General features: G+C 59.8%; 20 protein-coding genes. 7 read left to right on the plus strand and 13 right to left on the minus strand.

Features of this window, described 5'->3' with window-relative positions; all coding sequences use genetic code 11:
- Positions 1 to 182: 182 nt before the first annotated feature.
- From lpdA to sdhC, 7 genes are all read right to left on the minus strand, one after another.
- Entirely contained in the window at positions 183 to 1,619 is a 1,437-nt protein-coding gene (gene lpdA / locus QMK47_RS21190; RefSeq protein ID WP_253476987.1) for a dihydrolipoyl dehydrogenase, read from the minus strand.
- 113 nt (positions 1,620 to 1,732) lie between these two features.
- The gene (odhB, locus tag QMK47_RS21195) at positions 1,733 to 2,953 is read right to left on the minus strand and encodes a 2-oxoglutarate dehydrogenase complex dihydrolipoyllysine-residue succinyltransferase (protein WP_253476990.1); all 1,221 of its coding nucleotides are present in this window, start codon (positions 2,951 to 2,953) and stop codon (positions 1,733 to 1,735) included.
- Positions 2,954 to 2,997: 44 nt separating this feature from the next.
- Positions 2,998 to 5,829 carry a 2-oxoglutarate dehydrogenase E1 component gene (locus QMK47_RS21200; protein ID WP_253476993.1) on the minus strand — a complete coding sequence of 944 codons (2,832 nt, stop codon included), beginning with the start codon at positions 5,827 to 5,829 and terminating at the stop codon, positions 2,998 to 3,000.
- Positions 5,830 to 6,091: 262 nt separating this feature from the next.
- Positions 6,092 to 6,796: a succinate dehydrogenase iron-sulfur subunit gene (locus QMK47_RS21205; RefSeq protein WP_003204434.1), complete on the minus strand. Its 705-nt coding sequence runs from the start codon at positions 6,794 to 6,796 to the stop codon at positions 6,092 to 6,094.
- Positions 6,797 to 6,807: 11 nt separating this feature from the next.
- A complete protein-coding gene (gene sdhA, locus QMK47_RS21210) occupies positions 6,808 to 8,580 on the minus strand; it encodes a succinate dehydrogenase flavoprotein subunit (protein WP_253476996.1) in 1,773 nt (590 codons plus the stop codon).
- A gap of 3 nt (positions 8,581 to 8,583) precedes the next feature.
- A complete protein-coding gene (sdhD, locus tag QMK47_RS21215) occupies positions 8,584 to 8,952 on the minus strand; it encodes a succinate dehydrogenase, hydrophobic membrane anchor protein (RefSeq protein WP_003204438.1) in 369 nt (122 codons plus the stop codon).
- A complete protein-coding gene (gene sdhC / locus QMK47_RS21220) occupies positions 8,946 to 9,320 on the minus strand; it encodes a succinate dehydrogenase, cytochrome b556 subunit (RefSeq protein WP_003179220.1) in 375 nt (124 codons plus the stop codon). Before sdhC ends, sdhD begins: the two co-directional genes overlap by 7 nt.
- Before the next feature lie 365 nt (positions 9,321 to 9,685).
- Between sdhC and gltA the strand changes: the two genes are divergently transcribed.
- Positions 9,686 to 10,975, plus strand: a complete 1,290-nt coding sequence (gltA, locus tag QMK47_RS21225; RefSeq protein ID WP_014339589.1) for a citrate synthase — start codon at positions 9,686 to 9,688, stop codon at positions 10,973 to 10,975.
- A 1,185-nt stretch (positions 10,976 to 12,160) separates the two neighbouring features.
- Here the strand turns inward: gltA and QMK47_RS21230 are convergent.
- The 3 genes from QMK47_RS21230 to QMK47_RS21240 form a co-directional block, all read right to left on the minus strand.
- Positions 12,161 to 13,819 carry a cation acetate symporter gene (locus tag QMK47_RS21230; RefSeq protein WP_212799490.1) on the minus strand — a complete coding sequence of 553 codons (1,659 nt, stop codon included), beginning with the start codon at positions 13,817 to 13,819 and terminating at the stop codon, positions 12,161 to 12,163.
- On the minus strand, positions 13,816 to 14,127 hold the full coding sequence (locus QMK47_RS21235; RefSeq protein ID WP_003204445.1) for a DUF485 domain-containing protein: 312 nt from the start codon (positions 14,125 to 14,127) through the stop codon (positions 13,816 to 13,818). Before QMK47_RS21235 ends, QMK47_RS21230 begins: the two co-directional genes overlap by 4 nt.
- 316 nt (positions 14,128 to 14,443) lie before the next feature.
- Positions 14,444 to 15,298: a glycine betaine ABC transporter substrate-binding protein gene (locus QMK47_RS21240; RefSeq protein ID WP_214509653.1), complete on the minus strand. Its 855-nt coding sequence runs from the start codon at positions 15,296 to 15,298 to the stop codon at positions 14,444 to 14,446.
- Positions 15,299 to 15,720: 422 nt separating this feature from the next.
- Here QMK47_RS21240 and QMK47_RS21245 point away from each other — a divergent pair, with 422 nt between their 5' ends.
- Complete coding sequence (locus QMK47_RS21245; protein ID WP_253477003.1) at positions 15,721 to 17,019, plus strand: serine/threonine protein kinase; 1,299 nt, start codon at positions 15,721 to 15,723, stop codon at positions 17,017 to 17,019.
- A complete protein-coding gene (locus QMK47_RS21250; RefSeq protein WP_258689067.1) occupies positions 17,012 to 17,800 on the plus strand; it encodes a VacJ family lipoprotein in 789 nt (262 codons plus the stop codon). Before QMK47_RS21245 ends, QMK47_RS21250 begins: the two co-directional genes overlap by 8 nt.
- Positions 17,801 to 17,932: 132 nt before the next feature.
- Here the strand turns inward: QMK47_RS21250 and QMK47_RS21255 are convergent, their stop codons facing one another.
- Positions 17,933 to 18,847: a DUF808 domain-containing protein gene (locus tag QMK47_RS21255; RefSeq protein ID WP_320389287.1), complete on the minus strand. Its 915-nt coding sequence runs from the start codon at positions 18,845 to 18,847 to the stop codon at positions 17,933 to 17,935.
- A 291-nt stretch (positions 18,848 to 19,138) separates the two neighbouring features.
- Here QMK47_RS21255 and QMK47_RS21260 point away from each other — a divergent pair, with 291 nt between their 5' ends.
- Positions 19,139 to 19,744 (plus strand): TetR/AcrR family transcriptional regulator, encoded by a 606-nt coding sequence (locus tag QMK47_RS21260; protein ID WP_214509649.1) that lies wholly within the window; start codon positions 19,139 to 19,141, stop codon positions 19,742 to 19,744.
- Positions 19,745 to 19,847: 103 nt separating this feature from the next.
- Here the strand turns inward: QMK47_RS21260 and QMK47_RS21265 are convergent, their stop codons facing one another.
- Both QMK47_RS21265 and QMK47_RS21270 read right to left on the minus strand, forming a co-directional pair.
- The gene (locus tag QMK47_RS21265) at positions 19,848 to 20,306 is read right to left on the minus strand and encodes an REP-associated tyrosine transposase (protein WP_253477012.1); all 459 of its coding nucleotides are present in this window, start codon (positions 20,304 to 20,306) and stop codon (positions 19,848 to 19,850) included.
- Positions 20,307 to 20,518: 212 nt separating this feature from the next.
- The gene (locus tag QMK47_RS21270) at positions 20,519 to 20,959 is read right to left on the minus strand and encodes a GlcG/HbpS family heme-binding protein (protein ID WP_253477015.1); all 441 of its coding nucleotides are present in this window, start codon (positions 20,957 to 20,959) and stop codon (positions 20,519 to 20,521) included.
- A gap of 268 nt (positions 20,960 to 21,227) precedes the next feature.
- Between QMK47_RS21270 and gcl the strand changes: the two genes are divergently transcribed.
- The 3 genes from gcl (at position 21,228) to QMK47_RS21285 (ending at position 24,943) form a co-directional block, all read left to right on the plus strand.
- Positions 21,228 to 23,003 (plus strand): glyoxylate carboligase, encoded by a 1,776-nt coding sequence (gcl, locus tag QMK47_RS21275; RefSeq protein ID WP_320389288.1) that lies wholly within the window; start codon positions 21,228 to 21,230, stop codon positions 23,001 to 23,003.
- A gap of 136 nt (positions 23,004 to 23,139) precedes the next feature.
- Complete coding sequence (gene hyi, locus QMK47_RS21280; RefSeq protein WP_320389289.1) at positions 23,140 to 23,934, plus strand: hydroxypyruvate isomerase; 795 nt, start codon at positions 23,140 to 23,142, stop codon at positions 23,932 to 23,934.
- Positions 23,935 to 24,052: 118 nt separating this feature from the next.
- Positions 24,053 to 24,943 (plus strand): 2-hydroxy-3-oxopropionate reductase, encoded by an 891-nt coding sequence (locus QMK47_RS21285; protein ID WP_253477022.1) that lies wholly within the window; start codon positions 24,053 to 24,055, stop codon positions 24,941 to 24,943.
- Positions 24,944 to 25,009 lie beyond the last annotated feature (66 nt).

The raw sequence follows: 25,009 nt of genomic DNA on the forward strand, positions 1-25,009 counted from the left end.
TCGTTAGGTACTGCGCATTCGGTGCTGCACCGTTCTGGTGCCGCACCACCTGTGACTGCTGCTTGCGTAGCGTTCCAGTTAACCGGTTCGGCTACGCAAGGCTGCGTCCAGCGGATATTCCGCGGTGAGTCTTGCTCGCAAGGCTCACGACGGGCCATACCGCCGTGGTTTCTTATTGTCTATTAACGCTTCTTGCGGTTGGCCACGTGAATGGCGCCGCCATTTACGGCCAGGGCCGCTTCGTGCAAGGCTTCGGACAGGGTCGGATGGGAGAAGACCATCATGCCCAGATCTTCAGCGCTGGTGCCGAATTCCATGCCGATCGCGCCTTGCTGTACCAGCTCGGCAGCGCTTGGGCCAATGACGTGAACGCCCAATACGCGATCCGTCTTGGCATCGGCGATGACTTTCACGAAACCACCGGTATCGTTGGCTGCCATGGCACGGCCACTGGCTGCAAACGGGAAGGTGCCGACGTTAACTTCAACGCCTTCGGCTTTCAAGGCCTGCTCGGTCTTGCCAACCCATGCGATTTCCGGGTGGGTGTAGATAACCGAAGGGATCAGGTCGTAGTTCATCTGGGCTTTGTGGCCCTTGATGCGCTCGACAACCATGATGCCTTCTTCGGATGCCTTGTGTGCCAGCATCATGCCGCGAACCACGTCACCGATGGCGAAGACGCCCGGTACTGCGGTTGCGCACTGGTCGTCGACGGCAATGAAGCCGCGCTCGTCGATTTCCACGCCGCTATCGGCAGCCAGCAGGTCGGTGGTCACAGGACGACGGCCGACCGCGACGATCAGCTTGTCGAAGGTGATGGTCTGTTCGCCGTTGGTGTCGGTGTAGGTCACCACGACTTCTTCGCCGTTGACCTTCGAACCGGTGACGCGAGCGCCCAGCTTGATGTCCAGGCCCTGTTTGGTCAGGGTTTTCAGCGCTTCCTTGGAAACCGCAGTGTCAGCGGCCATCAGGAAGGTGTCGAGGGCTTCCAGTACGGTGACTTGCGCACCCAGGCGCGACCATACCGAACCCAGCTCGAGGCCGATCACGCCAGCGCCGATCACGCCCAGGCGTTTTGGCACGGTCTGGAATTCCAGGGCACCGGTGGAATCGACGATCACGTTCTGGTCGACCGGAGCCGGTGGAATGTCGATCGGACGCGAGCCTGGCGCCAGGATGACGTTCTCGGCTTCGATCACTTCAACCGAGCCGTCTGGCTTGGTCACTTCGACTTTCTTGCCCATCAGCAGCTTGCCGTGGCCCTGGATCGAGGTCACGCCATTGGCCTTGAACAGGGTGGCAACACCGCTGGTCAGGTTCTTGACGATGTTGGCCTTGCGACCCACCATCGCTGGCACGTCCATCTTCACGTCGCCCGTGCTGATGCCGTGGATCGCGAAGCCGTCTTGGGCTTCGTGGAACTTCCAGGAGCTGTCCAGCAGCGCCTTGGAAGGAATGCAACCGACGTTCAGGCAAGTACCACCGAGGGCCAGTTTGCCCTCCTTGTCGGTGTATTTCTCGATGCAGGCAGTGGTAAGGCCCAGTTGCGCAGCCTTGATGGCCGCTACGTAGCCGCCAGGGCCCGCACCAATCACTACCACGTCGAATTTCTGAGTCATGAGTCATTCCTTTTCGAATCAAACCGGACGATCACTTGTGATGACCGTCGAGGGACGAAACCGGTTGTTTCAGCAAGAGGCCGGTCAAAACAGACCGGCCCTCGCGGCGAAAATCAGATATCCAGCAGCAGACGAGCCGGATCTTCAAGCAGGTTCTTGATGGTTACCAGGAACGTCACGGCTTCTTTACCGTCGATCAGGCGGTGATCGTAGGACAGTGCCAGGTACATCATCGGACGAATCACGACCTGACCATTGATCGCCATCGGACGCTGCAGAATGTTGTGCATGCCCAGGATAGCCGCTTGTGGCGGGTTGACGATCGGGGTCGACATCATCGAACCGAATGTACCACCGTTGGTGATGGTGAACGTACCGCCGGTCATCTCTTCGATGGACAGCTTGCCGTCACGGGCCTTCTTGCCGAAGGTGGCGATGCCGCCTTCGATTTCGGCCAGGCTCATCAGTTCGGCGTTACGCAGTACTGGAACCACCAGGCCACGGTCGCTGGAAACAGCAACACCGATGTCGGCGTAGCCGTGGTAGACGATGTCGGAACCGTCGATCGACGCGTTGACGGCCGGGAAGCGTTTCAGCGCTTCGGTGGCAGCCTTGACGAAGAACGACATGAAGCCCAGGCGTACGCCGTTGTGGGACTTCTCGAACAGATCCTTGTACTTCGAACGCAGGGCCATGACTTCGGTCATGTCGACTTCGTTGAAGGTGGTCAGCATCGCCATGTTCGACTGGGCTTCTACCAGACGCTTGGCCACGGTAGCGCGAACGCGGGTCATCGGAACGCGTTTTTCAACGCGATCACCGGCAGCGAACACCGGAGCGGCAGCGGCAGGTGCGGCAGGCTTGGCTGGCGCGGCGGCCGGAGCGGCTTTCTTGGCGGCAACGGCTGCAACCACGTCTTCCTTGGTCACGCGACCACCCTTGCCGGTGCCGGCAACGGAAGCGATGTTGATGCCGTTCTCTTCAGCCAGCTTGCGAGCAGCAGGGGCAGCGACCGGATCGTCTTCACCACCAGCGGCTGGAGCAGCAGCCTGGGCGGCAGCCGGTGCAGCAGCGGCGGCTGGAGCGGCGGCGGCGCCGCCCTCTTCGATCGAGCCCAGGACCTGGTTCGACAGAACGGTAGCGCCTTCCTCGGCAATGATTGCGCCCAGCACGCCGTCAGCTTCGGCCAATACTTCCAGCACGACCTTGTCGGTCTCGATGTCGACGATCAGGTCGTCACGCTTGACGGCCTCGCCTGGTTTCTTGTGCCAGGTGGCAACGGTGCCATCGGCAACCGATTCCGGGAATGACGGGGCTTTGATTTCGATAGCCATTATCTGTGGGTCCTTAAAATTCGGTTTCAGTCAGCGCGAAGGCGTTAAACAGTGAAGGCATCTTGCAGCAGTTTTTCCTGCTGCTCGGCGTGCATCGACGCATAACCACACGCAGGTGCAGCAGAAGCATCACGGCCGGCATATTCCAGGCCCAGGGCCTTGTTGTGGTTGCCGATGCTGCGACGCAGGTGATGCTGGCTGCTGTACCACGCGCCTTGGTTCATCGGTTCTTCCTGACACCACACCACGTGGGTGAGGTTGGTGTAAGGCGCGATGGCCTCCATCAGGTCTTCTTCCGGGAACGGGTAAAGCTGCTCGATCCGCACGATGGCGATGTCTTCGCGGCCTTCGGCACGACGTTTTTCCAGCAGGTCGTAGTAGACCTTGCCGCTGCACAGGACCAGGCGAGTGACCTTCGCCGCGTCCAGGGTGTCGATTTCCGAAATAACGGTCTGGAACGAGCCTTCGGCCAGATCCTCGAGCGTGGAGATCGCCAGTTTGTGACGCAGCAGCGACTTCGGTGTCAGCACGATCAGCGGCTTGCGCAGCGGACGGATGACCTGACGACGCAGCAAGTGGTAGATCTGTGCTGGCGTGGTCGGTACGCAGACCTGGACGTTGTGCTCGGCACACAGTTGCAGGTAACGCTCCAGACGCGCCGAAGAGTGCTCCGGCCCCTGCCCTTCATAACCGTGTGGCAACAGCATGGTCAGACCGCAGAGACGGCCCCACTTGTGCTCGCCGCTGGTGATGAACTGGTCGACAACCACCTGGGCACCGTTGGCGAAGTCGCCGAACTGGGCTTCCCAGATCACCAGCGCCTCAGGCGTGGTGGTCGAGTAACCGTATTCGAACGCCAGCACGGCTTCTTCGGACAGGAACGAATCGTACAGGTCGAAACGTGGCTGGCCCTTGTACAGGTTTTGCAGCGGGACGTAGGTACCCGCGTCTTTCTGGTTGTGCAAGACAGCGTGACGGTGCGAGAACGTACCGCGACCGATGTCCTGACCCGTCATGCGAATCGGGTGACCTTCGAACGCCAGGGTCGCGTACGCCATGGTTTCGGCGTAACCCCAGTTGATCGGCAGGCCGCCGGCTTGCATCTTCTGCCGGTCTTCGTAGATTTTCGCGACCTGGCGCTGAACCACGAAGCCTTCCGGAATTTCCAGCAGCTTGGCGGACAGTTCCTGCAAGGTTTTCAGATCGAAGCGAGTGTCGTGACGCGCGGTCCAGGCGTGGCCCAGATACGGACGCCAGTCCACGAACAACTCTTTGTTCGGCTCTTTGACCAGGCTTTTTACCACGTGCAGACCGTTGTCCAGCGCGTTGCGGTATTCGTCGACTTTCGCCTGAACACGCTCAACGTCCAGCACACCGCTCTGGGTCAGATGATCGGCATACAGCTCACGGGTGGTGCGCTGTTTGGTGATCTGCTGATACATGATTGGCTGGGTGCCGCTTGGCTCGTCGGCCTCGTTGTGACCGCGACGACGGTAGCAGACCAGGTCGATCACCACGTCACGCTTGAACTGCATGCGGTAGTCGATGGCCAGCTGGGTCACGAACAACACGGCTTCCGGATCATCACCATTCACATGGAGGATCGGCGCCTGGATCATCTTCGCAACGTCGGTCGCATACTCGGTGGAGCGCGAGTCCAGCGGGTTGCTGATGGTGAAACCGACCTGGTTGTTGATCACGATGTGCACGGTGCCGCCGGTCTTGAAACCGCGGGTCTGCGACATCTGGAAGGTTTCCATGACCACGCCCTGACCGGCGAATGCCGCGTCACCGTGGATGGAGATCGGCAGTACCTTCTCGCCGGTAGGGTCGTTACGACGATCCTGACGGGCGCGAACCGAACCTTCGACCACTGGAGAAACGATTTCCAGGTGAGACGGGTTGAACGCCATGGCCAGGTGCACTTCGCCACCTGCGGTCATCACGTTGGACGAGAAGCCCTGGTGGTATTTCACGTCACCGGAACCCAGCTCGACCTTCTTCTTGCCTTCGAACTCGTCGAACAGCTCGCGCGGGTTCTTGCCGAAGGTGTTGACCAGGACGTTCAGGCGACCACGGTGGGCCATGCCGATCACGATTTCCTTGGTGCCGTAGGAACCGGAACGCTGGATCAACTCGTCGAGCATCGGAATCAGGCTCTCGCCGCCTTCCAGACCGAAACGCTTGGTACCCGGGTATTTGGTCCCGAGGTATTTTTCAAGGCCTTCGCCGGCGGTGACGCGCTCAAGCAGGTGGCTCTTGATGTCGACAGAGTACGTCGGACGGCCGCGCACGCTTTCCAGACGCTGCTGGAACCACTGGCGCTGCTCGGAATCGGTGATATGCGTAAATTCAGCGCCGATGGTGCGGCAATATGTCTGCTGCAACGCTTCGTGAATTTCGCGTAGGCTCGCTTCCTCTTTGCCGATGAACAGGTCGCCGGCACGGAAGGTCGTATCAAGATCGGCATTGGTCAAGCCGTAGTGATTGATCGACAGGTCTGCAGGTGCAGGACGCTGCCACAGCCCCAGCGGGTCAAGCTGGGCTGACTGGTGGCCACGCATCCGGTAGGCCTGGATCAGTCGCAGCACTTCAACTTGCTTCTTCTCGTGTTCACTGCTCACGCTGCCGGCAGATACCGGTTGAGCGCGGCGCTGGTTCTTTGCCAGCAACACGAAATGATCGCGAATCGTCGAGTGCGAAACATCAGTGGCAGAGTTACCGTCAGCCGGCAACTTCTGAAAGTAGGTGCGCCATTCTTCTGGCACAGCGTTAGGGTCGTGCAGGTAGAGCTCGTAAAGCTCTTCCACATAGGCAGCGTTACCACCGGAAAGGTGGGCACTGTTCCACATGCGCTGCATCACGCTTTCTTGCATGCTTGGTCACCCTCGATTAGGGGAACACCACCGGCGAAAACACCGAGCAAACTTGCAGAAGTCCGAGTGCAGCGACTAAAACAAGCCACTTAGGATCACGCTGATAGTCCGGGTACCAGCCCGGATGCCCCTGCTTGTCTCATTTCTTCAAAATAAGAACCGCCGCTTTGTGAGCGGCTGTTCTGGTTATAGCCTGAGCGCGGGTTGAAGCCCGCGCCTGGCCTTCTACGGGTAAAGCGGTCCTACGGGTACAGCAGCTGAATCACACGCCGCTTTGCAGCAGCATGTTACGAATGTGACCGATGGCCTTAGTCGGGTTCAGGCCTTTCGGACAGACGTTGACGCAGTTCATGATCCCGCGGCAGCGGAATACGCTGAACGGGTCATCCAGCGAAGCCAGACGCTCGGACGTCTTGGTGTCACGGCTGTCTGCCAGGAAGCGGTACGCTTGCAGCAGGGCGGCCGGGCCCAGGAACTTGTCCGGATTCCACCAGAAGGATGGGCACGAGGTCGAGCAGCAAGCGCACAGGATGCACTCGTACAGACCGTCGAGCTTCTCACGCTCTTCAGGAGTCTGCAGACGCTCGATGGCCGGAGCCGGCGTGTCGTTCTGCAGGAATGGCTTCACCTTCTCGTATTGCTTGTAGAAGATGCTCATATCGACGACCAAGTCACGGATAACCGGCAAACCTGGCAGCGGACGAACGATCAGCTTGTTGCCCTTGACCACGGCAGACAGCGGCGTGATGCAAGCCAAGCCGTTCTTGCCGTTGATGTTCATGCCGTCGGAGCCGCAAACGCCCTCACGGCAAGAGCGACGATAGGAGAAACCCTCGTCCTGCTCCTTGATCAGGGCCAGCACGTCCAGCACCATCAGGTCTTTACCACCGGTGTCGACCTGGAAGTCCTGCATGAACGGCGCAGCGTCCTGATCAGGGTTGTAGCGATAAACACTGACTTGCAACATAGCGGTCACCCTTAATAAGTCCGGACTTTTGGTTCGAAAGTCGGAACAGTCTTCGGCGAGAAGTTCACGGCACGCTTGGTGACGCGCTTATCACCCGGGAAGTACAAGGTGTGGCACAGCCAGTTTTCGTCGTCACGGTCTTCGAAGTCTTCGCGGGCGTGGGCGCCACGGGACTCTTTACGCACTTCTGCGGCGATGGCGGTGGCTTCGGCCACTTCCAGCAGGTTCTGCAACTCCAGCGCTTCGATACGGGCAGTGTTGAACGCCTGCGACTTATCGTTGATCTTCACGTTGGCGATTCGTTCACGCAATTGCGCCAGCTGGGCAATACCCTTCTGCATGTATTCGCCGGTACGGAATACACCGAAGTAGTTCTGCATGCAGTTTTGCAACTCGCGACGCAGGGTCGCCACGTCTTCGCCTTCGGTACGCTCGTTCAGAGCGGACAGACGCGCCAGGGCGGCTTCGATGTTGGCGTCGGTGGCATCGTCATATTCGATACCGTCGGACAGCGCTTTTTCCAGGTGCAGGCCGGCAGCGCGACCGAAGACCACCAGGTCGAGCAACGAGTTGCCGCCCAGACGGTTGGCACCGTGGACCGATACGCACGCCACTTCACCCACTGCGAACAGGCCAGGGATGATTGCGTCCACGCCTTCGGCGTTCTGGGTGATTGCCTGGCCATGAATGTTGGTGGCAACGCCGCCCATCATATAGTGGCAGGTTGGAACTACTGGAACTGGCGCGACGACCGGGTCGACGTGAGCGAAGGTCTTGGACAGTTCGCAAATACCTGGCAGGCGGCTGTGCAGCACTTCCTCGCCCAGGTGGTCGAGCTTGAGCATCACGTGGTCGCCATTCGGACCGCAACCGTTGCCAGCGATGATTTCCTTAACCATCGAACGGGCAACCACGTCACGACCGGCAAGGTCCTTGGCGTTCGGAGCATAACGCTCCATGAAACGCTCGCCGTGCTTGTTGATCAGGTAACCACCTTCACCACGGCAACCTTCGGTCACCAGTACACCGGCGCCGGCGATGCCGGTTGGGTGGAACTGCCACATTTCGATGTCTTGCACCGGAACGCCAGCACGCAGGGCCATGCCAACGCCGTCACCGGTGTTGATCAGGGCGTTGGTGGTGGATGCGTAGATACGGCCTGCACCGCCGGTCGCCAGTACGGTGGCCTTGGCGCGGATGTAGGTGGTTTCGCCGGTTTCGATGCAAATCGCGATCACGCCGACGAAGGCGCCGTCCTGGTTCTTCACCAGGTCAACGGCGTAGTACTCGTTCAGGAACGTGGTACCGGCTTTCAGGTTGCCCTGGTACAGGGTGTGCAGCAGCGCGTGACCGGTACGGTCGGACGCCGCGCAAGTACGCGCAGCCTGGCCGCCCTTGCCGTAGTCCTTGGACTGGCCACCGAACGGACGCTGATAGATACGACCTTGCTCGGTACGCGAGAATGGCATACCCATGTGGTCCAGCTCGAACACTGCGGCCGGGCCTTCCTGACACATGTATTCGATAGCGTCCTGGTCACCGATGTAGTCGGAACCCTTGACGGTATCGTACATGTGCCAGCGCCAGTCATCGTTCGGGTCGGCCGAAGCGATGGCGCAGGTGATGCCACCCTGGGCGGAAACAGTGTGCGAACGGGTAGGGAAAACCTTGGTGATCACGGCAGTCTTGTGACCGCCCTGTGCCAGTTGCAGCGCTGCGCGCATGCCGGCACCGCCACCACCAATGATGATAGCGTCGAAAGAAATCGTTGGAATGTTAGCCATGGATCAGATACCCCAGAGAATCTGCACACCCCAGACGAAGTAAGCGAACATCGCAACGCCGCATACTGCCTGGAAGAGGAAACGTACGGCAGTCGCCGACTTGCCGAACGCCATTGGCGTCAGGTAGTCGGTCGCGATGGTCCACATGCCGACCCAGGCGTGAGCGCCCAGTGCGACAAGTGCCAGCAGACTGAAGATACGCATCCAGTTGTTTGCGAACAGTTCATGCCATTGGGCGTAGCCCAGGCCTGGGTTTGCTACGACATATCCGATCAGGAAGATGAAGTAAGCCGCGAGAACGACCGCAGACACACGCTGCGCCATCCAGTCATAGAGGCCCGAACGCGAAAGGTTCGTGACGTTGGTTACCATATCCAGACTCCTGCCAGAACGATCAGCACCGCAGACACGGCGATAATGATTTTCGAGCCCAGCTTGCCGCCTTCCAGCGTCTCACCGATGCCCATGTCCATGATCAAGTGGCGCACACCGGCAACCAAGTGATACAGCAAGGCGGACAGGATGCCCCAAATCACTAGCTTGGCTAGCGGACTGGTCAGACACGCTTTCACCTGACCGAAGCCTTCTTCCGAATCGAGCGACTTGTCCAATGCATAAAGCATGATGGCCAGGCTGACGAAGAGGATGACACCGGAAATACGGTGAAGAATGGACGTGTAAGCAGTGACTGGGAGTTTGATGGTCCTTAGGTCTAGGTTTACAGGTCGTTGGCTTTTCACGGCTTTTTTTTCACACTGAAGAGCCCCTAACAATCAGGGCAAAGTTGTTGGGGCGCGCACTGGTCAGGTACTCACCACCCAGGGAGTGACGACCCCCAAGAAAGCAGGCCCAAAAGCCCCTGGCGGTCGGTGGCCGAGTATAGACAGTTAGGCTACTAATGACAACGCGTTCACCTTCCCCTAATAGCGCATTGCACATACGGCGCAAAAGGCGTAAACGGCAGGTAATTTCGCGGAAAAAGTCCGGTTAAAGCCTTCTGGAGCAAGACTTTAGGCAAATTGACATTCGGATTTATCTCACTATAGTGGTGCGGGCCCTGCGTGGGGGGTCTGTCTGATGATTCCAAGCATTAATAGGAGGCCACATGGCTGACAAAAAAGCGCAGTTGATCATCGAGGGCGCAGCCCCCGTCGAGCTGCCCATTTTAACCGGCACCGTTGGTCCCGATGTAATCGACGTACGGGGCCTGACGGCCACGGGCCGTTTCACCTTTGACCCAGGTTTCATGTCGACCGCCTCGTGCGAATCGAAAATCACCTATATCGACGGCGACAACGGCATCCTGCTGCACCGCGGCTACCCGATCGAGCAACTGGCTGAAAAATCGGACTACCTGGAAACCTGCTACCTGCTGCTCAATGGCGAGCTGCCAACCGCAGAGCAAAAGGCCCAGTTCGTCAGCACCGTGAAGAACCACACCATGGTTCACGAGCAGTTGAAGACCTTCTTCAACGGCTTCCGTCGCGATGCCCACCCGATGGCCGTGATGTGCGGCGTTGTCGGCGCCCTCTCGGCCTTCTACCACGACTCCCTGGACATCAATAACCCCCAGCATCGCGAAATCTCCGCGATCCGCCTGGTGGCGAAGATGCCGACCCTGGCAGCCATGGTCTACAAGTACTCCATGGGTCAGCCCATGATGTACCCACGCAACGACCTGACCTATGCAGAGAACTTCCTGCATATGATGTTCAACACCCCGTGCGAGATCAAACCGATCAGCCCGGTGCTCGCCAAGGCCATGGACCGGATCTTCATCCTCCATGCCGACCACGAGCAGAACGCCTCCACGTCCACCGTGCGCCTGGCCGGCTCCTCGGGTGCCAACCCGTTCGCCTGTATCGCCGCCGGTATCGCCGCGCTCTGGGGCCCAGCCCACGGCGGTGCCAACGAAGCGGTACTGACCATGCTCGATGAAATCGGCGATGTCTCGAACATCGACAAGTTCATCGCCAAGGCCAAGGACAAGAACGATCCGTTCAAGCTGATGGGCTTCGGTCACCGGGTCTACAAGAACCGCGACCCGCGCGCCACCGTCATGAAGCAGACCTGCGACGAAGTGCTCAAGGAACTGGGGATCACGAACGATCCGCAACTCGAACTGGCCATGCGCCTGGAAGAGATCGCCCTGACCGACCCGTACTTCATCGAACGCTCGCTGTACCCGAACGTCGACTTCTACTCGGGGATCATCCTCAAGGCGATCGGCATTCCAACCAGCATGTTCACCGTGATCTTCGCCCTGGCGCGGACCGTCGGCTGGATCTCCCACTGGAAGGAAATGCTCTCCAGCCCGTACAAGATCGGCCGCCCGCGCCAGCTGTACACCGGCTACGAGTCGCGTGACATCACCCAGCTGGAAGACCGCAAGTAAGGCCTTCCTTGCTATAGGTCCCAAGCTGTACTGAAACAGCCCCTGCTTCTTATATAAGAGCAAGGGCTGTTTTGTTTGTGCCCTCTTTGATATCTGCTGCGACTGGTCCGACACCTTCGCGAGCTAGCTCGCTCCCACATTGGACCCTGTGTATGACGCAAATCCCCTGTGGGAGCGTAATGTTGTTCACTTAAGGAAACGGCGCTTTTCCGAGGGAGCGCCGTTTCCTTTGGGGTTGGGTTGGATTGGATTGGGTACATATCCGTTGCTGCGGTAACGGCTGCTTAGGGTTCCGCCCTGACGGCGGGTCACTTTCGAAAAGCCCGGAAGCCGGCCCAGTCGAAAGTAACCAAAGCGCTCATGCCCCACCACTCGGCACCTCGCTTAGGCTCGGTGTGCCTGAACGAAGGCATTGCTCCGTGGGCCGCCGCGAAGGGCCATCCATGGCCCAGCGCGGCTACCTCGGCATCCATGCCGAGGTACCCACTGCGCAATGCCTGCGTTCGGCCAGCGTGGTTAACGGGGCGCCGAGATCAACGTCCACCGCGAGGCGGCCTGGCAGCCGACCTGCCTCTGGCGGCAGTACTTCAATCCAACTGTGGGAGCGAGCCTGCTCGCGATAGCGGTTTCATAGTCGATGGAGATGTTGGATGGGCCGGCGTTATCGCGAGCAAGCTCGCTCCCACAGGAGAAACGCGATCACCCAGAGCCAGGTCGGCTATCAGGCCGCCTCGCTTCTGATCTTGATCTGGGGCGCCCCGTTAACCACGCTGGCCGAACGCAGGCATTGCGCAGTGGGCATCCCGGCATGGATGCCGGGATAGCCGCGCTGGGCCATGGATGGCCCTTCGCGGCGGGCCCACGGAGCAATGCCGGAGTGAGGGCACACCGAGCCTAAGCGAGGTGCCGAGTGGTGGGGCACAAGCGCTTTGGTTACTTTCGACTGGGCCGGCTTCCGGGCTTTTCGAAAGTGACCCGCCGTCAGGGCGGAACCCTAAGTGGCCGTTACCGCAGCAACGGATATACACCCTTCCCCCAATGCCTTAAGTGAACAGCATTACCTGTGGGAGCGAGCTTGCTCGCGATGACGACAGCCCTGCCCCCCCCCTTAAACCCGGCACAAAAAAATACCCCAGCCTCTCGACCGGGGTATTTCCTCAAGCAATACGCTTGCAACTTACCGTATCAGTGGTTAACCGCCCCACTCGCCCCCAGGCCCGTCTGCGAACGCACGAACTGCGGGAAGAACAGCGCCCGCTCGTTTGCACCTTCAGCCGACTTGTCGGTAATGGAGAAGAACCAGATGCCGACGAAGGCGATGGCCATCGAGAACAGCGCAGGGTATTCATACGGGAAGATCGCCTTCTCGTGACCCATGATCTGCACCCAGATGGTCGGGCCGAGGATCATCAGGCCCACGGCACTGACCAGGCCCAGCCAACCGCCAATCATGGCGCCACGGGTGGTCAGCTTCTTCCAGTACATCGAAAGCAGCAGTACCGGGAAGTTGCAGCTCGCCGCAATGGAGAACGCCAGGCCGACCATGAACGCGATGTTCTGCTTCTCGAACAGGATGCCCAGGCCAATCGCCAACACCGCCAGGGCGATGGTGGTGATTTTCGAAACGCGAATCTCGTCCTTCTCGTTGGCCTTGCCTTTCTTGATCACGCTGGCATACAGGTCATGGGACACCGCCGAGGCACCGGCCAGGGTCAGGCCCGCTACCACCGCCAGGATGGTGGCAAAGGCTACCGCCGAGATGAAGCCCAGGAAGATACTGCCACCCACAGCGTTGGCCAGGTGCACCGCCGCCATGTTGTTGCCGCCGAGCAAGGCACCTGCCGCGTCCTTGAAGGCCGGGTTGGTGCTGACCAGCAGGATCGCGCCAAAGCCGATGATGAAGGTCAGGATGTAGAAGTAGCCGATGAAACCGGTGGCATACAGCACGCTCTTGCGCGCTTCCTTGGCGTCGCTCACGGTGAAGAAGCGCATCAGGATGTGCGGCAGGCCTGCGGTACCGAACATCAGCGCCAGACCCAGGGAGAAGGCCGAGATCGGGTCCTTCACCAGGCCGCCAGGGCTCATGATCGCCTCACCTTTAGGGTGAACCTTGACCGCTTCGGCAAACAGCATGTTGAAGTCGAAGTTGACGTGTTTCATGACCATCAGGGCCATGAACGAAGCACCCGACAGCAACAGCACCGCCTTGATGATCTGTACCCAGGTGGTGGCCAGCATGCCGCCGAACAACACGTAGAGGCACATCAGGATACCGACCAGGATCACCGCAACGTGGTAGTCCAGGCCGAACAGCAGCTGGATCAGCTTGCCGGCACCGACCATTTGCGCGATCAGGTAGAACGCCACCACGACCAGCGAGCCACAGGCGGACAGACTGCGGATCTGGGTTTGCCCAAGGCGATAGGACGCCACGTCGGCAAAGGTGTATTTACCCAGGTTACGCAGGCGTTCAGCGATCAGGAACAGAATGATCGGCCAGCCCACCAGGAAGCCGATCGAGTAGATCAGGCCGTCGTAGCCGGAGGCGAACACCAGTGCGGAGATCCCCAGGAAGGACGCCGCCGACATGTAGTCACCGGCAATGGCCAGGCCATTCTGGAAACCGGTGATCCGCCCGCCCGCCGCATAGTAGTCAGCGGCCGACTTGTTGCGCTTGGAGGCCCAGTAAGTGATGCACAGGGTCGCACCGACGAAAACCACGAACATCACGATGGCCGAGACATTCAGAGGCTGTTTCTGCACGGCACCGGTCAGGGCTTCAGCCGCCCAGGCGCCCGGGGCAAACGCTGCGATGCTCAATAGAGCCAGTAGACGCCGGATCATTGCTGAGCCTCCTTGAGAATCGCATTGTTCAGGTCGTCGAACTCGCCGTTGGCGCGTCGTACGTAGATAGCGGTCAGGACGAAGGCCGAGACAATCAGGCCGACACCGATGGGAATGCCCCAGGTGATGGTGGACTCAGGCGTAATCTTGGCCCCGAGAATGTGTGGCCCGTAGGCGATCAGAAGAATGAAGCCGGAATACAGCCCAAGCATGATCGCCGAGAGAATCCAGGCGAACTTTTCCCTTTTTCTCACCAGCTCCTTGAAGCGCGGGCTGTTTTGAATCGAGAGGTAAATGCTGTCGTTCATTGTTTTTATCCTCGCAGCACAGATTTAATTGGAACAGCCCTACTCTATGCGGCTCAAGGCCAGGTTCCAGACGACCTTAGTATTAGAACGACATGACGGTTTTGCCAGTTTTCCGCAAAAAAACCCAAGCCCCTCCCCTGTGGGAGCGAGCTTGCTCGCGATGGCGGTAGCACAGTCAGTGTAGATGCAAGCTGACACACCGCTATCGCGAGCAAGCTCGCTCCCACAGGGGGTTGGGGGAAACAGGAATTTCGGGCACAAAAAAACCGCATGACACACGGTCATGCGGTTTTTCGGAACAGCTAAACCAGGCCGATTATTTGCCGGTCCACTCCTTCACGCGATCCGGGTGCTTGGCAACCCAGTCCTTGGCGGCGGCGTCAGGCTTGGCGCCTTCCTGGATCGCCAGCATGACTTCGCCGATCTCGTCTTTCGAAGCCCATTGGAATTTCTTCAGGAAGGCGACCACTTCCGGTGCCTTGGCCTCCAGTTCCTTGCTGCCGATGCTGTTCACGGTTTCAGCCGCGCCGTAGACGCCTTTCGGGTCTTCCAGGAAGCGCAGTTTCCACTTGGCGAACATCCAGTGCGGCACCCACCCGGTGACGGCAATGGATTCGTTTTTCTTCTCGGCACGGGTCAGCTCGGCAATCATGCCGGCGCCGGAACTGGCCTTGAGTTGATAACCGGTCAGGTCGTAATCCTTGATGGCCTGTTCGGTCTTGAGCATTACGCCTGAACCGGCGTCGATGCCGACGATGCGTTTCTTGAAGGAGTCGTCGGTCTTGAGATCCTCGAGCGACTTGGCCTTGACGTACTCCGGCACGATCAGGCCGATTTTTGCGTCCTTGAAGTTGGGGCCATAATCGACCACGTTGTCCTTGTTCTTGGTCCAATAGTCGCCGTGGGTCACCGGCAGCCAGGCCGAGAGCATCGCGTCGAGTTTACCGGTGGCCACACCTTGCCACATGATCCCGGTCGCGACCGCTTGCAGCTTCACATCGTAGCCAAGCTTCTGCTGGATGACTTCGGCGGCCACGTGAGTGGTCGCGACGCTGTCGGACCAGCCGTCAACGTAACCGATGCTCAAGGTTTTGTTTTCGGCGCTGGCCAGGGTGGAGCTGATCGCCAGTACCAGTGCGGCACCTGCGCCCAAGAGTCGTCGCATCTTCATCGTTACTTCCCCGAAAGTGCTGCGCCCGACGGATGTCGGGCAGCGTCAACGTATTGTTATGGTGCACAGCGCCCCCATCACGTTCGCCTGAAACCAGCTCGAACGCCAGTGGAGTACTGACTCGTTGATCATCGACCTGCGCCGATCCGGAACCTGCTCTGTCTGCGACGTCGAGGCAACGAGAAACGACATCAGAACGCCAGCTTTCAGTTCCGGGCATTTGTAGCTCCGTCACACGTGAAATTTAGCGGTCAAATCCGGCAAACGCCAGATAACTAGCCGCCAGCACGCACGACCGTGTATCGTCCCGCTACTATCGCGCCCCGTCCGTGCCTGTTTTGTGCCCATCATGGCACTTGGCTCTGCTTCGGTGGTCATAGCCTGCGAACCTCATTCGGCACCTTCCTCTAAGGGATCCAGTCATGCTCCGTTCCTTGCGCTTCGCTGCCCTTCTCGGCGGCCTTATCCTGAGTGCGTCCGCGCTGGCGGCAGATATTGACGCCGCCAGCTATGGCTACCCCTTGACCAACCCGTTCGAGGCGACCATCGCTACCACGCCACCGGACCTGCGCCCGGAGTTGCCGCTGATCGAAGACATCGACCAGGCAGACCACAGCCTGACCCTGCGCCCGGAACGCGAGTTCATCCTGCCGGACAACTTCTGGCCAGTGAAAAGCCTCACCTACCGCATGGCCACCCAGGACAAACCCGCGCCGCTGATCTTTCTCATCGCCGGCACCGGTGCGCGCTTTGACAGTAGCATCAATGAATACCTCAAGCGCCTCTACTACAAGGCCGGCTACCACGTGGTGCAGTTGTCCTCGCCCACCAGCTTCGACTTCATGAGCGCCGCTTCGCGCTTCGCCACGCCAGGCATTTCCAAGGAAGACGCCGAAGACATGTACCGGGTGATGCAAGCCGTGCGCGCGCAGAACCCCAAGCTGCCGGTGACCGAGTATTACCTGACCGGCTACAGCCTAGGTGCCCTGGACGCGGCCTTCGTCGCACACCTGGACGAAACCCGGCGCAGCTTCAATTTCAAGAAGGTGCTGCTGCTGAACCCGCCGGTGAACCTCTACACCTCGATCACCAACCTGGACAAACTGGTCCAGACCGAGGTCAAGGGCATCAACAACACCACCACCTTCTATGAGCTGGTGCTGAACAAGCTGACGCGCTACTTCCAGCAAAAAGGCTACATCGACCTCAACGATGCCCTGGTCTACGACTTCCAGCAGTCCAAGCAACACCTGAGCAACGAGCAGATGGCCATGTTGATCGGCACCTCGTTCCGTTTCTCGGCGGCCGACATCGCGTTCACTTCGGACCTGATCAATCGGCGCGGGCTGATCATCCCGCCCAAGTTCCCGATTACCGAAAGCACCAGCCTGACGCCGTTCCTCAAGCGCGCGCTGCAATGCGATTTCGACTGTTACCTCACCGAGCAGGTGATTCCGATGTGGCGCGCGCGTACTGACGGCGGCAGCCTGTTGCAACTGGTCGACCAGGTCAGCCTGTACGCGCTGAAGGATTACCTGCACGACAGCCCGAAGATTGCCGTCATGCACAATGCCGACGACGTCATTCTCGGTCCGGGCGACCTGGGCTTCCTGCGCAAGACCTTTGGCGATCGCCTGACGGTTTATCCGCTGGGCGGCCACTGCGGCAACCTTAACTACCGCGTCAACAGCGACGCCATGCTGGAGTTCTTCCGTGGCTAAATATCTGCTGCTTATCGCTGCGTTAATGAGTGCGGGCATGGTCCACGCCGACAACAGCAAGGCCAATGCGCCTGTGGTGGTGGATTCGGACGGCTTCAAGGAGCCGTCGAGCAAGCTCAAGTTCAACCCGGGCCTGGACCAGCGCGAATTCGAGCGCTCGACCCTCAACGCCCTGAACGTCTATGACCCGTTGGAGTCCTGGAACCGCCGCGTCTACCACTTCAACTATCGCTTCGACCAATGGGTATTCCTGCCCGTGGTCGATGGCTACCGCTACGTCACGCCAAGCTTCGTGCGCACTGGGGTGAGCAACTTCTTCAACAACCTGGGGGACGTGCCAAACCTGATGAACAGCCTGCTGCAATTCAAGGGCAAGCGTTCGATGGAAACCACGGCGCGCCTGCTGCTCAACACCACCGTCGGCATCGCCGGCCTGTGGGACCCAGCCACCGCCATGGGCCTGCCGCGCCAGAGCGAAGACTTCGGGCAGACCCTGGGTTTCTACGGCGTACCGGGCGGCGCCTACTTCGTGTTGCCGATCTTTGGCCCGTCGAACTTGCGCGACACCTCAGGCCTGCTGGTGGACTACACGGCCGAATCGGCGATCAACTTCCTGAACGTCTCGGAAGTCAGCTCCAACCACCCGGAGCTGCTGCTTCTGCGCGGCGTGGACAAGCGCTACCAGACCAGCTTCCGCTACGGGCAACTGAACTCGCCATTCGAGTATGAGAAGGTGCGCTACGTGTACACCGAGTCGCGCAAGTTGCAGATTGCCGAATAACTTTCGGCCACCCCAAAACCCACTGTGGGAGCGAGCTTGCTCGCGATAGCAGTCTGTCAGGCAACATTAATGTTGGATGCCAGGCCCTCATCGCGAGCAAGCTCGCTCCCACGGGGTTATGAGTTGTCAGTTTTAGCCTTTGAGCGTCTTCCAGATCTTGCCCACCGCCAGCACACCGACCAACACCACCGCCCCCGCGACAATGCCCGCCACCGCATTGAGCAACGTCGGCACGATAAACCCGGCACCACCGGCGCTGGCCGTCACGCTTTCGATCCAGTGATGCACCGCTGGCACGCCATGGGTCAGGATGCCGCCGCCCACCAGGAACATCGCTGCCGTGCCGATCACCGACAGGCTTTTCATCATATAGGGCGCTGCACTCAGGATGGCGCCGCCGATGCTTTTGGCGGTCTGCCCTGGCTTTTGCGTCAACCAGAGCCCCAGGTCATCGAGCTTGACGATCCCGGCCACCAGGCCATAGACGCCAATGGTCATGACGATGGCGATGCCCGACAGGACGATCACTTGCTGGGTCAGCGCGGCGTCGGCAACAGTGCCGAGGGTGATGGCGATGATTTCCGCTGACAGAATGAAGTCGGTGCGTACCGCGCCCTTGATCTTGTCCTTTTCAAAGGCCACCAGATCGACCGCCGGATCCGCCACGGCCTCGACCAGTTGCGCATGTTCAGCCTGGTCTTCGGCCGGGCTGTGGAGGAACTTGTGGGCCAGTTTTTCGAACCCTTCGAAACACAGGTAGGCGCCGCCCACCATCAACAGCGGCGTCACCAGCCAGGGCACGAAGGCGCTGATCGCCAGCGCCGATGGCACCAGGATCAACTTGTTGATGAACGATCCCTTGGCCACCGCCCACACCACCGGCAGTTCCCGCTCGGCCCGTACACCAGAGACTTGCTGGGCATTGAGCGCCAAGTCATCGCCGAGCACGCCAGCGGTCTTCTTGGCGGCCATTTTGGTCATCAGCGCAACATCGTCGAGCACGGTGGCGATATCGTCGATCAGTACCAGCAAACTGCTTCCGGCCATGGAGGGGCTCCTTGAATAATAATGCCGCGCAGCATACCGCGAGCCGCAGCGCCTTGTGGCCTGTACTGTTAATTCGAGTACTCAAATTCGAGTGCCAGTGCTTGCCAGGCAAGGCGCCATGACGAGTCGTAGCCCGCTACGGCGAGGAATGGTAACGCAGCTTGGCAAGCACTGGCGCCGAAGTTGAGTGCACGAATTAGCCACACAGGCCACCAGGGGCATTCTTGAGCGCCGCGCGAGGCCGGTGCTACCATGCGCCACCGCCAGAACAGGCAAGGAACCCCTGGGTTTATGAGCACTATCCGCGAGCGCAACAAAGAATTGATCCTGCGTGCCGCCAGCGAAGAGTTTGCCGACAAGGGCTTCGCCGCGACCAAGACCAGCGACATCGCGGCCAAGGCAGGCCTGCCCAAACCCAACGTCTACTACTACTTCAAATCCAAGGAAAACCTCTACCGCGAGGTACTGGAAAGCATCATCGAGCCGATTCTCCAGGCTTCGACACCGTTCAATGCCGACGGCGTGCCCGGCGAGGTACTGAGCCACTACATCCGCTCCAAGATCCGCATCTCCCGCGACCTGCCCTTCGCCTCGAAAGTCTTCGCCAGCGAAATCATGCACGGCGCCCCCCACCTGAGCCCCGACCTGGTGGACCAACTCAACGCCCAGGCCCGGCACAACATCGACTGCATCCAGACCTGGATCGACCGCGGCCAGATCGCCCCCATCGACCCCAACCACCTGATGTTCAGCATCTGGGCCGCCACCCAGACCTATGCCGATTTCGACTGGCAGATCAGCGCCGTGACCGGCAAGGCCAAGCTCGATGAGGCGGATTACGAAGCGGCGGCGCAGACGATTATTCGGTTGGTGTTGAAGGGGTGTGAGCCCGACTGATGGACCGAGCTGCCTTCATCGCGAGCAAGCTCGCTCCCACAGGGGACCGCGGTGCCCTTGTGGGAGCGAGCTCGCTCGCGATTGAAGACAACTCGATTTCAAGTCAAAGCCAAATGGCATCCCACAGCGGATAGTCGCCAAGTCGCTCTACCAGGCCTGCCCGCAGTGGATTTGCCACAACATAGCGAGCCAGCTTTACCAAATCCTCTTCCCGCCGCAAAGCTCGATCGTGGTAACCCGGTTGCCAAAGGCTGCCTCTGTGCCCTGTGGACATGTTTACCGCCCGAGCACTCAAGGACTTGGTTTTTTGCATCAACTCATTCAGCGAGCCTTGCTGCAATTCAATCAACCAATGGAAATGGTCAGGCATGATCACCCAAGCCAATGACTTCGCCCATCTCTCATCCTGGGCACACCTAAATTGCTCAACGACCAATCGACCTAAAGCGAAATCCTTGAAAATCGGCTTTCGCTCTGCCGTCTTAGTGGTCAATAAATAGATTCGATTCAACTCACCGTAACGACCGGTGTGCAAGCGATGTGAAGCAGGTAGATCAGGCATTCCTTCGCCTCTCCAATGATCAGGTCATCAAAGGCTAGGCCTGTAGATTTTTGAATGCCGGACAGACTCTTGGCTGGATGTGTCTGGTAGATCGTCATCGCGAGCAAGCTCGCTCCCACAGGGGATTTGCGACGTTCACACATTTTGTGTCGATCACCAGGCCCTGTGGGAGCGAGCTTGCTCGCGATGACGTCAGTCAATTCACCGCAAAATCAAACAGTACCCCCCGCATCCGCCCTCAACCGCAGCGCCTCCACCGCCCTGACCGCCACCTGCTCATCCACATCCGAAACATCACCACTGACACCAATCGCCCCCAGCACCTTCCCATCCTGATCCCTGATCAATACCCCACCCGGGGCCGGTACGACGTTGCCCTGCCCCAGCCCGTTCAATGCCGCGAAAAACGCTGGGCGTTGCTGGGCGTCCTGGGCGAGCAGGCGTGAGCCTTTGCCCAGGGCGATGGCGCCCCAGGCCTTGGCGATGGCGATCTGCGGGCGAAGCAGGCTGGCGCCGTCTTCGCGTTGCAAGGCAACCAGGTGCCCGCCGCTGTCCAGGACCGCGACGGTCAGGGGTGCTGCGCTGATTTCACGACCGGCGACAAGGGCTTGCCCGGCCAGGTTGACGGCGATTTTCAAGGTTAGAACGCTCATGGGTGCTGTCCTTCTTTTGTTATGGGAGAGCCTTGTGGGCTTCACTTTCAGCAAAACCGAACACAACAAATAGAACACAACAATGCATATTTTTGTATACAATAATTTTCATAAAGCACCTTAATCGATGGAAGACCGCAGCAAAACCTGGCCTTCCGACGAATGAAACAGCTGCTTGAGGAAATGGATTGACCTGCGCCGTTTACCGTGAATACACTCTGCGCAAAGCCACTTGTATACAATTACAAAACGTAAGAGGCACAAAACAATGAGCAAAATGAGAGCAATCGAAGCCGCCGTTCTGGTAATGCGCCGTGAAGGCGTGGACACCGCCTTCGGTATCCCGGGTGCCGCGATCAACCCGCTGTACTCCGCCCTGCAGAAGGTGGGTGGCATCGATCACGTCCTTGCTCGCCACGTTGAAGGCGCCTCGCACATGGCCGAGGGCTACACCCGCACCAAGGCTGGCAATATCGGCGTGTGCATCGGCACCTCGGGCCCGGCCGGCACCGACATGGTGACCGGGCTCTACAGCGCCTCGGCCGATTCGATCCCGATCCTGTGCATCACCGGGCAAGCCCCCCGCGCCCGTATGCACAAGGAAGACTTCCAGGCTGTGGATATCACCAGCATCGTCAAACCCGTGACCAAGTGGGCAACCACCGTGCTGGAGCCCGGCCAGGTGCCGTATGCCTTCCAGAAGGCGTTCTTTGAGATGCGCTCCGGCCGTCCGGGCCCGGTGCTGATCGACCTGCCGTTCGACGTGCAGATGGCCGAGATCGAATTCGACATCGACGCCTACCAGCCACTGCCCCTGGCCAAACCCGCGGCCAACCGCGTGCAGATCGAGAAAGCCCTGGCGATGCTCAATCAGGCCGAGCGTCCATTGCTGGTGGCTGGCGGCGGCATCATCAATGCCGATGCCAGCGAACTGCTGGTGGAGTTCGCCGAGTTGACCGGCATCCCCGTCATCCCAACCTTGATGGGCTGGGGCACCATCCCCGACGATCACCCGCTGATGGTCGGCATGGTCGGCCTGCAAACCTCCCATCGCTACGGCAACGCCACCTTGCTCAAGTCGGACGTGGTGCTGGGCGTCGGCAACCGCTGGGCCAACCGTCATACCGGTTCGGTGGACGTCTACACCGAAGGCCGCACGTTCATTCACGTGGACATCGAGCCGACCCAGATCGGCCGCGTGTTCACGCCCGACCTGGGCATCGTCTCCGATGCCGCCTCGGCCCTGACGGTGTTCATCGAAGTGGCCCGTGAATGGCAAGCCGCCGGCAAGCTGAAAAACCGCGACGCCTGGTTGCAAGACTGCCAGCAACGCAAAGCCAGCCTGCAACGCAAGACGCACTTCGACAACGTACCGGTCAAGCCACAGCGTGTGTACGAAGAAATGAACCAGGTGTTCGGCAAGGACACCTGCTACGTCAGCACCATTGGCCTGTCGCAGATCGCCGGGGCGCAGTTCCTCCACGTCTACAAGCCACGCCACTGGATCAACTGCGGCCAGGCCGGGCCGTTGGGCTGGACCATTCCGGCCGCGCTGGGGGTGGTCAAGGCCGATCCGAGCCGCAAGGTCGTGGCGCTGTCGGGCGACTATGACTTCCAGTTCATGATCGAAGAGCTGGCGGTGGGTGCGCAGTTCAAGCTGCCCTACATCCACGTCGTGGTGAACAACTCCTACCTGGGCTTGATTCGCCAGGCCCAACGCGGGTTCGACATGGACTACTGCGTGCAGCTGTCCTTCGACAACCTCAACGCCCCGGAACTCAACGGTTATGGCGTGGATCACGTTGCCGTGGCCGAAGGCCTGGGGTGCAAAGCGCTACGGGTGTTCGAACCGTCCGGTATCCAGCCAGCCCTGCGCCAGGCCCAGGCCATGATCGAGGAGTTCAAGGTGCCGGTGATCGTCGAGATCATCCTGGAACGGGTGACCAACATTTCCATGGGCACCGAGATCAACGCCGTCAATGAATTTGAAGATCTGGCGCTTGTGGGCAACGATGCACCGACTGCCATTTCGCTACTCGACTGACTGCCGACGCCCTCCTGTGGGAGCGAGCTTGCTCGCGATAGCGGTGGGTCAGTGCCGGTGATGTTGGCTGTACTGCCTTCATCGCGAGCAAGCTCGCTCCCACAGGGGTGCGTTCACATTATTTAAGGAGACCACCATGCCGCGTTTCGCCGCCAACCTGTCCATGCTGTTCACCGAGCAGGATTTTCTCGCCCGTTTCGAAGCCGCCGCCAAGGCCGGTTTCAGTGGTGTCGAATACCTGTTTCCTTATGCCTACAGCTCCGCCGAACTCAAGGCCTTGCTCGACGCCAACGGCCTGACCCAGGTGCTGTTCAACCTGCCGGCCGGCGACTGGGCCAGGGGTGAGCGCGGCATTGCCTGCCTGCCGGACCGGGTCGAGGAATTCCGCGCCGGTGTCGACCTGGCAATCGCCTACGCCCAGGTGCTGGGCAACACCCAGGTCAACTGCCTGTCGGGGATTCGCCCGCAGAACTGCAGTGAAACCCTGGTGGAAAAAACCTTCGTCGCCAACCTGAAATACGCCGCCGAGAAGCTGCAGGCCAAAGGCATCAAGCTGGTGATGGAAGCCATCAACACCCGCGACATTCCCGGCTTCTACCTGAACAACACCGCCCAGGCCCTGTCGATCCGCGAGCAGGTGGGCAGCGCCAACCTGTTCCTGCAATACGACATCTACCACATGCAGATCATGGAAGGTGACCTGGCCCGGACCCTGTCGGCGCACCTGGGCGAGATCAACCACGTGCAACTGGCGGACAACCCGGGACGCAACGAGCCGGGCACGGGCGAGATCAACTATCGCTTCCTGTTCGAACACCTGGACCGCATCGGCTACACGGGTTGGGTCGGCTGCGAATACAAGCCGCTGACCACCACCGAAGCGGGATTGGGCTGGCTGAAAACCTTGTGGGAGCGAGCCTGCTCGCGATAGCGGTAGTCCAGCCCACATCGTTGTTGAATGTAGAACCGCCATCGCGAGCAGGCTCGCTCCCACAAAAAAACCGTCTCCCATTTGCTTGAAGCAGCGATAACAACAAGAGGATTTCCCCATGGCTAAAATCGGATTCATCGGCACCGGCATCATGGGCCACCCCATGGCACTGAACCTGCAAAAGGCCGGTCACAGCCTGTTCCTGTCCCAGCACCACGACACGGCCCCGGCCGACCTGCTGGCGGGCGGCGCGGTAGCGTTGGCCAACCCGAAGGAAGTGGCCCAGGAAGCGGAGTTCATCATCGTCATGGTTCCGGACACCCCGCAGGTCGACGACGTACTGTTGCGCGCCGACGGCGTGGCGGCGGGCGTGGGCGCGGGCAAGGTGGTGATCGACATGAGCTCGATCTCCCCCACCGCCACCAAGGCCTTCGCGGCGAAGATCAATGAAAAAGGCGCGCAGTACCTCGACGCTCCGGTATCCGGCGGTGAAGTCGGCGCCAAGGCCGCGACGCTGAGCATCATGGTCGGTGGCGACAGCGCCGCCTTCGAGCGTGCCCTGCCGCTGTTCCAGGCCATGGGCAAGAACATCACCCTGGTGGGCGGCAACGGTGATGGCCAGACCGCCAAAGTCGCGAACCAGATCATCGTTGCCTTGAACATCCAGGCGGTAGCCGAAGCGTTGTTGTTCGCCTCGAAAAACGGTGCCGACCCGGCCAAGGTCCGTGAAGCGCTGATGGGTGGTTTCGCTTCGTCGAAGATCCTCGAAGTGCACGGCGAACGCATGATCAAGGGCACCTTCGACCCGGGCTTCCGCATCAGCCTGCACCAGAAGGACCTGAACCTGGCCCTGCAAGGCGCCAGGGAACTGAACATCAACCTGCCCAACACCGCCAACGCCCAACAAGTGTTCAGCACCTGCGCGGCCATTGGTGGCAGCAACTGGGATCACTCGGCGTTGATCAAGGGGTTGGAGCACATGGCCAATTTCTCCATCCGCGATAACTGACACACCAAAGAACCCTGTGGGAGCGAGCTTGCTCGCGATAGCGGTGGATCTGCCTGCATTGATGTT

Source organism: Pseudomonas sp. P9_35 (assembly GCF_034008205.1).
GTDB classification, from domain to species: domain Bacteria; phylum Pseudomonadota; class Gammaproteobacteria; order Pseudomonadales; family Pseudomonadaceae; genus Aquipseudomonas; species Aquipseudomonas kilonensis.